Origin of the sequence: Roseiarcus sp. (genome assembly GCF_052145395.1) — a bacterium.
In the GTDB taxonomy this organism is placed as follows: Bacteria; Pseudomonadota; Alphaproteobacteria; order Rhizobiales; family Beijerinckiaceae; genus Roseiarcus.
Genome location: NZ_JBKQOT010000824.1, coordinates 1 through 8,420, shown reverse-complemented (window position 1 = coordinate 8,420; position 8,420 = coordinate 1). Strand labels below are relative to the sequence as shown.

General features: G+C 65.1%; 10 protein-coding genes and 1 pseudogene. 6 read left to right on the top strand and 5 right to left on the bottom strand.

The features are described 5' to 3' along the window. The 3 genes from ACLP25_RS28505 to ACLP25_RS28495 form a co-directional block, all read left to right on the top strand. A partial coding sequence (locus tag ACLP25_RS28505) for a substrate-binding domain-containing protein (protein WP_442472461.1) occupies window positions 1–748 on the top strand: 748 nt, incomplete at its 5' end. 136 nt (window positions 749–884) lie between these two features. Continuing rightward, a complete protein-coding gene (locus tag ACLP25_RS28500; RefSeq protein ID WP_442472460.1) occupies window positions 885–2,210 on the top strand; it encodes a sugar ABC transporter permease in 1,326 nt (441 codons plus the stop codon). Window positions 2,211–2,214: 4 nt separating this feature from the next. Next, entirely contained in the window at window positions 2,215–3,000 is a 786-nt protein-coding gene (locus tag ACLP25_RS28495; RefSeq protein ID WP_442472459.1) for an ATP-binding cassette domain-containing protein, read from the top strand. A gap of 43 nt (window positions 3,001–3,043) precedes the next feature. Here the strand turns inward: ACLP25_RS28495 and ACLP25_RS28490 are convergent, their stop codons facing one another. Together ACLP25_RS28490 and ACLP25_RS28485 are read right to left on the bottom strand one after the other, a co-directional pair. Further along, window positions 3,044–3,502 carry a GNAT family N-acetyltransferase gene (locus ACLP25_RS28490; protein WP_442472463.1) on the bottom strand — a complete coding sequence of 153 codons (459 nt, stop codon included), beginning with the start codon at window positions 3,500–3,502 and terminating at the stop codon, window positions 3,044–3,046. Between the two features lie 69 nt (window positions 3,503–3,571). Continuing rightward, window positions 3,572–4,456 (bottom strand): annotated as a pseudogene (locus ACLP25_RS28485) (alpha/beta fold hydrolase); the annotation flags it as partial. Window positions 4,457–4,724: 268 nt separating this feature from the next. Here ACLP25_RS28485 and ACLP25_RS28480 point away from each other — a divergent pair. Beyond that, window positions 4,725–5,330, top strand: a complete 606-nt coding sequence (locus ACLP25_RS28480; protein ID WP_442472458.1) for a hypothetical protein — start codon at window positions 4,725–4,727, stop codon at window positions 5,328–5,330. A 50-nt stretch (window positions 5,331–5,380) separates the two neighbouring features. Next, the gene (locus tag ACLP25_RS28475; RefSeq protein WP_442472462.1) at window positions 5,381–5,530 is read left to right on the top strand and encodes a PEP-CTERM sorting domain-containing protein; all 150 of its coding nucleotides are present in this window, start codon (window positions 5,381–5,383) and stop codon (window positions 5,528–5,530) included. 397 nt (window positions 5,531–5,927) lie between these two features. On the opposite strand, the gene ACLP25_RS28470 is transcribed toward ACLP25_RS28475, so the two are convergent. Continuing rightward, a complete protein-coding gene (locus ACLP25_RS28470; protein ID WP_442472457.1) occupies window positions 5,928–6,134 on the bottom strand; it encodes a ChaB family protein in 207 nt (68 codons plus the stop codon). Between the two features lie 10 nt (window positions 6,135–6,144). Further along, window positions 6,145–6,363, bottom strand: a complete 219-nt coding sequence (locus ACLP25_RS28465; RefSeq protein ID WP_442472456.1) for a YdcH family protein — start codon at window positions 6,361–6,363, stop codon at window positions 6,145–6,147. A gap of 303 nt (window positions 6,364–6,666) precedes the next feature. Here ACLP25_RS28465 and ACLP25_RS28460 point away from each other — a divergent pair, with 303 nt between their 5' ends. Next, window positions 6,667–6,855: a YdcH family protein gene (locus ACLP25_RS28460; protein ID WP_442472455.1), complete on the top strand. Its 189-nt coding sequence runs from the start codon at window positions 6,667–6,669 to the stop codon at window positions 6,853–6,855. Between the two features lie 12 nt (window positions 6,856–6,867). Here the strand turns inward: ACLP25_RS28460 and queG are convergent, their stop codons facing one another. After that, complete coding sequence (queG, locus tag ACLP25_RS28455) at window positions 6,868–8,052, bottom strand: tRNA epoxyqueuosine(34) reductase QueG (RefSeq protein WP_442472454.1); 1,185 nt, start codon at window positions 8,050–8,052, stop codon at window positions 6,868–6,870. Window positions 8,053–8,420 lie beyond the last annotated feature (368 nt).

Here is an 8,420-nt window from a genome sequence, read left to right as displayed (position 1 = left end):
GGTCAAGAAGGCGACCGATGAAGGCATTCCGGTCATCGCCTATGACCGCCTGATCGAGAGCCCGAACGAGCTCTACATCACGGTCGACCACGTCGGCGTCGGCCGCATGATGGGCAAGGCGATCGAGGCCGCCAAGCCCGCCGGCAACTACGCCTTCATCAAGGGCGACAAGGGCGACGCCAACGCGGACTTCTTGTTCTCGGGCATCACGGAAGTGCTGAAGCCCGCCATGGACGCCGGCAAGATTAAGGACGTCGGTCAAACCTACACCGACGGGTGGAAGCCGGACAACGCCCAGAAGGAAATGGAGCAAATCCTCACCAAGAACAACAACAAGGTCGACGCGGTCGTGGCCGAGAACGACGGCATGGCGGGCGGCGTCGTTGCGGCGCTCGCGGCGCAGGGCATGGCGGGCTCTGTTCCGGTGACGGGCCAGGACGGCGATCACGCGGCGATCAACCGCGTCGCGCTCGGCACCCAGACCGTGTCGATCTGGAAAGACGCGCGCGACCTCGGCCATGTCTCCGCCGAGGCGGCCGTCGCCCTCGCCAAGGGCAAGAAGCGCGCCGAGATCGAAGGCGTGAAGCCGTTCACCGGCGGGCCGGGCCACGTGAAGGTCGACGGCATCCTCTTGACCCCGCTCGCAGTCACCCGCGACAACCTCAACGTGATTGTCGACAAGGGCTGGATCACCAAGGCCGAGGTCTGCGCCGGCGTGAAGCCCGGCACGGTCAAGTTCTGCGATTGAGTTGACCGTCCCCTCCGGGGGTGGAACATAACAAGGCCGCGCCGTTTCACTTGGCGGCGCGGCTTTCTCTCAAGGCGACGGCGACCGCTCCGCTCGCGGCGGTGCCGAACGAGAACCGAAAAAAAGGGGAGAGCCCATGACCTCCGCAGCGCCCGGCGCGACCAGCGCCGCACCCGACGAACCGGCCTTTCGCCGCCTTCTCCGAGCGACGGAGGTCGACACCCGGATGATCGGGATGATCGTCGCGCTGCTCCTGATCTGGTTCGGGTTCAACGTCTACACGCAGATCCAGAGCGGCGAGGGCCTGTTCCTGACCCCCCGCAACCTCTGGAACCTCAGCGTCCAGACGTCTTCCATCGCGATCATGGGGACCGGCATGGTGCTCGTCATCGTGATGCGCCACATCGACCTGTCCGTTGGCTCGATCATCGGATTCGTCTCGACCATCATCGGCGTCGCCCAGGTCCGTATTCTGCCGGCCTATCTCGGCCTCGACAATCCGTCGATCTGGATCCTCGCCATCCTCATCGCGCTCGTGGTCGGCGCCGCGATCGGGGCGCTGCATGGGTCGCTGGTCGCGTATCTCGGCATTCCCGCCTTCATTGTGACCCTCGGCGCGCAATTGTTCTGGCGCGGCGCGGCGTGGTGGGTGACGACTGGCCAGACGATCGCGCCGCTCGACGGACGCTTCTCGCTGTTGGGTGGCGGACCGCACGGGTCGATCGGCGCGACATGGAGCTGGGTGCTCGCCCTGCTCGCCTGCGTCGGCATCGTCGCCAGCCTCTATGCCGGGCGGCAGCGGCGCGCCCGCTTCCGCTTTCCGCAAAGGCCGATGTGGGCGGAATATCTCATTGCCGTCGTCGGCTGCCTGATCGTTCTCGGCGCGACCATGATCGTCAACGCCTATCCGTGGCCGGAGCGGGTCGCCGCGTCCTGGGCCGAGGCCAATCACATCACGGTTCCTGAAGGCGGCCTTTTCATTTCGACCGGCTGGGCGATCCAGGTGCTGATCGCTCTGGCGATCGGCTTCGCGATGACGTTCCTCGCGCGGCGCACCCGATTCGGCCGCTACGTCTATGCAATAGGCGGCAATCCGGAGGCCGCCGAGCTCGCCGGCATCAACACGAAGCGGATCACCGTCCTGGTCTTCGCGCTGATGGGCACGCTCGCTGCCATCGCGGCTTGCATCGATTCGGCGCGCCTTGACTCGGCGACCAACGTACTCGGCCAGCTCGACGAGCTCTACACGATCGCCGCGGCGGTGATCGGGGGTACCTCGCTCGCCGGCGGCGTGGGCACCATCTACGGCGCCCTGATCGGCGCGCTGGTCATTCAGTCGCTCCAATCGGGCATGATCCTGCTGGGCTTCGATTCGGCGTTCCAGCAGATGGTGGTCGGCGTGGTGCTGGTCGGCGCGGTCGGGCTCGACACCTTCTATCGCCGCAGAACTGCGAAGGGCTAAAACCATGGACGCTGAAGTCCGCACTCCGCTGGTCGAGATGAAGGACATCTCGATCGCCTTCGGCGGCGTCAAAGCTGTCGACCACGCCTACATCGATCTCTACCCCGGCGAGGTCGTCGGCCTGCTCGGCCACAACGGCGCCGGCAAGACGTGCCTGATCAAGATCCTCAGCGGCGCCTACAAGCGCGACTCCGGCCAGATCTTCATCAGCGGCCAGGAAGTCACAATCAACAATCCGCGCGACGCCAAGAACTACGGAATCGAGACGGTCTACCAGGCCCTCGCGCTCGCCGACAATGTCGATGCGGCGTCGAATCTCTATCTCGGCCGGGAGCTCCTCACCCGCTGGGGAACGCTCGACGATTCCTCGATGGAGGCCGAGGCGCGCAAGGTGATGGGGCGGCTCAATCCCAATTTCCGCCGCTTCAAGGAGCCGGTAATCGCGCTTTCGGGCGGCCAGCGCCAGTCGGTCGCCATCGCCCGCGCGATCCACTTCAACGCCAAGATCCTGATCATGGACGAGCCGACAGCGGCGCTGGGGCCGGCCGAGACGGCGCAGGTCGGCGAACTCGTCAAGCAGCTCAAGGCCGAGGGGATCGGCATCTTCCTCATCAGCCACGACATCCATGACGTGTTCGACCTCGCCGACCGCGTGACCGTGATGAAGAACGGACAGATTGTCGGCTCGGGCCGGGTGACGGACATGACCAAGGACGAGGTGCTCGGCATGATCATCCTCGGCAAGTGCCCGCCCGGCGCAATTCCAGGGCCGGGAGCGATGCAGGGCTGAAGGGACGTACTCTTCTCCCGCTCGCGGGGAGAAGGGGATCCGGTCAGAGGGCGAGGCGATAGCCGTAAACCGGCATTGCGCCCTGGACGAAGTCGAGGTCCGGAGCGCGCGCAAATCCTCGCGCCGCGTAGATGGCGCGGGCGGCCTTCATGGCCTCGGTCGAGTGGATGACGAGGCGACGCCGGCCGGCCGCCCTTGCCGCCTCGATGCAATGCTCAACCAGCGCTTTCGCGACGCCGCGCCCCCCCCCCGCCGCATCGACGCCGAGAAAGCGGAAGCCGGCGGCGTCCGTCTCTGCGGTCGCCGTTCCGCCCGAACCGTACTCGGCCATGTCGGCGTAGAACACGACCGCACCGGCGACTTGCTCGCCCTCGAGCGCGACAAAGAGTCGGACGCCTGGCTTTTCGGTCTGCCCGCCGATCTCAGCCAGCGATCTGAAATAGTCTGGCTGTGTTTCCGGCCTCGGGAAACCTTCGAGCCCGGAATAGACCGCCACCAACATCCGGCCGATGGCCTCGAACTCGTCGGGCCGCACGTCGCGGATGACGAGCGGCGCCTCGCCGCCCGCGAGCGCCATCGCCCGCGCGTCGAGCACGGCCTGGGCGAACTCATGCGGCCGTTCTTGGGGCAGATTGTGGCCCGTGTCCGCGAACACGCGGCGCTCGTGCGCCCCCAGGAATTTTTTGGCGTGATGCCCCGTGCCGAAATTCACCCCGTCTCGCGCGCCGTCGATGGTGATTGCAGGAACGCGGATCGGAGGCTGCGTCGCCAGACGCCGCTCGATGTCGGCGTAGGCTGGGTCGCCTTCGGCCAGACCGAATCGATGCCGGTACGAATGGATCACGACGTCGACGAAGTCGGGGCTGTAGAAGGCCTCGGCCGTCCGTTCGAAGGTCGCATCGTCGAACGGCCACGTCGGCGACCATTGCCGCCAGAGGAGGCGCGCGATCCCCCGCCGATCCTTCGTCAGGCCGATCCGCCCGCGCTCGCTGTGGAAATAGTACTGGTACCAGAGAGCCGCTTCCTCCGCCGGCGTGGCTGGCTCCATCGCGCGAGCGATATTCTGGACGTTGTAGGCATTGCCCGAGACGAGCGCGACGGCGCGCCCCGGCCATAGCGCCGAGACGACGCAGGCCGCGCGGCCGCCCCAGTCGTAGCCGACGAGGACGGCGCGCTCGATCCCGAGCGCGTCCATCAGCGCCAGAAGGTCGGCGCCGAGGGCCGCCTGCTCGCCCGAGCGCGGGTCCTCGGACGACAGGAACCGGGTCGGCCCGAAGCCGCGCAACCAGGGGACGATCACCCGCGCCCCCGCCTCGGCGAGGATCGGCGCGACCTCGGCGTAGGCGTGGACGTCATAGGGAAATCCGTGTCCCAGCACGCAAGGCCAGCCATCCGCCGGGCCATGCTCTTCATAGGCCGCCCGGAGCGCGCCGGCGCCGATCGATCTGAGGGTCATGCGGCGGCTCTATATCACGCGCGGCCGCGACCCGGTGAGGGGAAGCGCGTGACGGAAATGCGGAGAGCAAACCAGCGGATGGGTCTCCGCAAAGGCCCCGCCAATCAAAGACGCCGCTTGAGACGACGTGGACTTTGAGTTCGGACGCGCGCCAAGAAAATTGTTTACAGGCATTTCAACATAGGCTAACTATGTACACATACTGCTTTTGCGCAGGCTTCGGCGCTGGTCGGAAGCAGGGGTAGGCGCATTCAAATGGGGGTTCCCAATGTCGAGGTCGTTTTCTCGTTATCAGGTGATTCTGCTCGCGACCACGGTGCTCGCGGGCCCACTGGGCGTGGCAAACGCGAAAGTCGTACCCGTACCCACCTACAAGCTCGGTCTGCAGGAGGGCGCTGGTGCTGTTACCTTCGTCTCCGGCAGCAGTTCGCCGCTAAGCTGGGGTACGATCACGAAATCCAAGGCTTTCGGGGATTTTTCGAAGGTTTCAGCACAGGCCGCGTTTCCCACGACTTATCCCGGTCAATTGACCCTGACTGAGTATATTATGCAGTCAACAAAGACCAGCAAGATCTTGAATCTCTTCGAGGAGGCTTACAATCTCGTCTATACTGGTAATAACGTTGGTGTGATTCCGTCGTTCGTCGGTCCGAGTTCATTCGCTAGTGACCCCGTTACGGGCGACTCGGGGCTACCGGCCGGTTGGACGCTTACGGACAAGCTCTATTTTTCCAGCACCAATGCGAAGCTGGGAACGAGCGGCAACGCCACGTCGGGTTTAACGTATGAAGGGTCCGTGACGTTTGAGTCCAATGCAGACGGGAAGACGGGATCGTCACGGAAACGGGCGACACGCTCAAGACTCCGAAGCTGACCAGCGATCTTTACTCGGTGGTCTTGGAAACGTCGGTGAACGCGCCCACCATGACAGGGGCGACCATCGGTTCCACCTTTACCGCGAGCGTTGGCACTGTTCCGGAACCGTCGACTTGGGCTATGTTGGCGATCGGCTTCGCCGGCCTCGGGTTCGCCGGCTTCCGCAAGAGCCGCGCCCCCCGGGTTGTCGTCGACTGAGGGCAGGGCCTGACGGACGTTCGCGTGGACAGAGCCTCTTGAAAGCAACCCCCCGCCGGAAGGCGGGGGTTTTTTTTATTCCGTCGCCTGACGCCGCCGGGATGGCGTCGCGCGAACCCTCGCCATGCCGGCGCAAGCCGACGTAGCGGATGCCGGGGAAGCTGAACCCGAGCATAGCCAGGGCCTCCGGAAACGACGCCATGGTCCCGCGGCGCTAGAGCAGGATGAATTCAAGTCGATTCGTCTCCCGTCATTGCGAGCGAAGCGAAGAGCAATCCAGGGGATCGTACGGCGCTCTACCTTCCTGGATCGCTTCGTCGCTGCACTCCTCGCAATGACGGCGGTGGTCGAACCCATATTCATTTCGCTCTTGAGGCAGCGACGGTCCCTTTGGAGTTCAACGCCGAACCCAGATGTCCCCAACTTTCTCGTAGCTCCGCTTCACCGCCGCCCAGGCGATGCGGAAGGCCGCCTCCTCCTGACGGGGATCGTGGGCATGCGCCGCATAGGCGGCATTGAACGTCTCGCGAAAGATGTCCTGGGCATGCTCCGGCAGATGATCCCGGACCGAAGGCGGCAGATCGGCGTTGATCCGGTAAGGCATCTGCTTGTGCTCAGGCGATGATGTCGGGCGTCAGCTGGTCCTCCAGCAGGACGAGCTTATCGCGCAGCATCAGCTTCCGCTTCTTCAGCCGCTGCAACTGCAGCCGGTCGGCCTGGCCGGCTTCGCTGAGCGCCTCGATCGCGCCGTCGAGATCGCGATGCTCCTCCCGCAGCCGCTCGATCTGGGCGACAAGGGCGGCGCGTTCCTCCTCGGTCAGCTCCTTCTCCATCGTTCCACCACGCGACGACCGACTTGACGCGCAGGGCGCGTCTCGCTCCGACCGAGACTATGGGCGCGTGGACTGGCGGAGGCAAGGCTCTCCACGGCCGGGCGGCGGGTTTGACCTCCTGCCGCGGCGCCTCCGGTCGGCCTGACCTGACGATCATTCAGGCGCATGGGGGGTGGGCCGTGGATTTCCGTGGATTGCCGCCCTGCAAGGCCACGATTGTCTGGGCGCTGCGCCATTTTGCCGCTTGCGCGCTTCGTTCGTTGTGTCACACTTCCGTCGTTTTGGATCATACGGAGCAGTTCCATGTCGATCGACTCGCATCTCAACGAGCTGGTGCGCCGTCATCAGGCGATTGAAGAAGCGATCATGGCCGAAGAGAGTCATCCGGCGTTTGACGACATCAAGGTCCACGAACTGAAAGTAAAGAAGCTGCACCTCAAGGACGAGATCGAAAGGTTGAGGCATGAGGCGCAAATGGCCGCCGCGCACTAGGGCGGACCTGGCCTAAAGAGAAGGGGGCGGGAGGAGCGATTCACGGTCGGACGAGCGGGGGGCGGAACGCCATTCCTGCGAGACGATGGGGTCGGGCTCGCTCCCCCCTCTTGCGTCGGCGAGAGCGGAAAATTCTTTTCCTGAAAGCGTCTGCGCGAGCGCCCACACGGCTGCGCCGCGAACGATGGGCTCATTGTCGTCGAGCCTTTCCCGCGCCGCCGCGGCCAGCGCCGCATCTCTCGCGTTGCCGATAGCGACGAGGACGTTGCGCACGAAGCGCGCCCGTCCGATTCGCTTGATCGGGGAGCCGGAAAACCGGGAGCGAAAAGCGGAATCGTCGAGCCGCGCCAGTTCAGCGAGCGGCGGCGCGTTCAGATCCTCCCGGGCGGCGAGCTTCGCCTCGCGCCCGGCGGCGGCGAACTTGTTCCACGGACAGACGGCCAGGCAGTCGTCGCAGCCGTAGATGCGATTGCCGATCGCCGGCCTTAAGCTCCGGGGAATTGGCCCCTTCAGCTCGATCGTCAGGTAGGATATGCAGCGCCGGGCGTCGAGCCGGTAGGGCGCGGGAAAGGCCTTGGTCGGACACGCGTCGAGGCAGGCCCGGCAGGTTCCGCAATGGTCGGTCTCAGGCTTGTCCGGCGCGAAGTCGAGATCGGTCAGAATTGCGCCGAGGAACAGCCAGGAGCCGAACTCCCGCGACACGAGGTTGGTGTGCTTGCCCTGCCAGCCGATCCCGGCGCGAGCGGCAAGCGGCTTCTCCATCAGCGGCGCAGTGTCCACGAACACTTTTGCGCCGGCGTTAGCGGGTCGGGCCGCGGCGACGAGATGCGCAGCCAGCTCTTTCAGCTTTCCTTTGATGACGTCGTGATAATCGCGATTGCGGGCGTAGACCGAGATCGCGCCGCGGTCCTTGCGCTCGAGAGCCGAGAGCGGATTCTCCTTCGGCCCGTAGTTGAGCCCGAGCATGACGAGGCTTCTGGCCCCCACCATCAGAGCGCGCGGATCGGCCCGCCGCTCAAAAGTCTCCGCCATCCAGGCCATATCGCCATGGGCGCCGTCGGCGAGCCAAGCGGCGAGCGTTGCCTGCATCTCCGGGGCAGGATCGGCGGATGTGACGCGGCAGGCGTCGAAGCCAAGCGCGCGGGCCCTGGCTTTGAGGGAGGCGAGAATCGTCTGCGAGCGGATCGGTGCGGTCATGTGCGCGGCCGGCCGTGGGTACGCATTCTCCCCTTCTTGGGAGAGGCATCGTCGAGGCCCGGCGCAGGGCGAAGCATGCGACAGTCTTGCAAACGGATCAACGACTTTTGCGGTAGGACCGGGAATGCGGAAATACGGCGCCCCTGTCTGATCCGGGCTTCCATTCCCGGTGGAAAGCCGGCCGATCGCAGGGCAAAATCCTAAATCGTTAAGCGGCGAAGAGCTTTGTGCGGAACTCTGGGTCGATGCAGGCTCTGAGGCGCTTTCGGCGGATGGAGCCGCGGGTCTTGCCGGCGCTGAGGAGATTGTAGCCGGTGTGTTGGATGACGGCGAAGTTCAGCGGCGAGGCGTCTTTTCTGGTTCTGCAG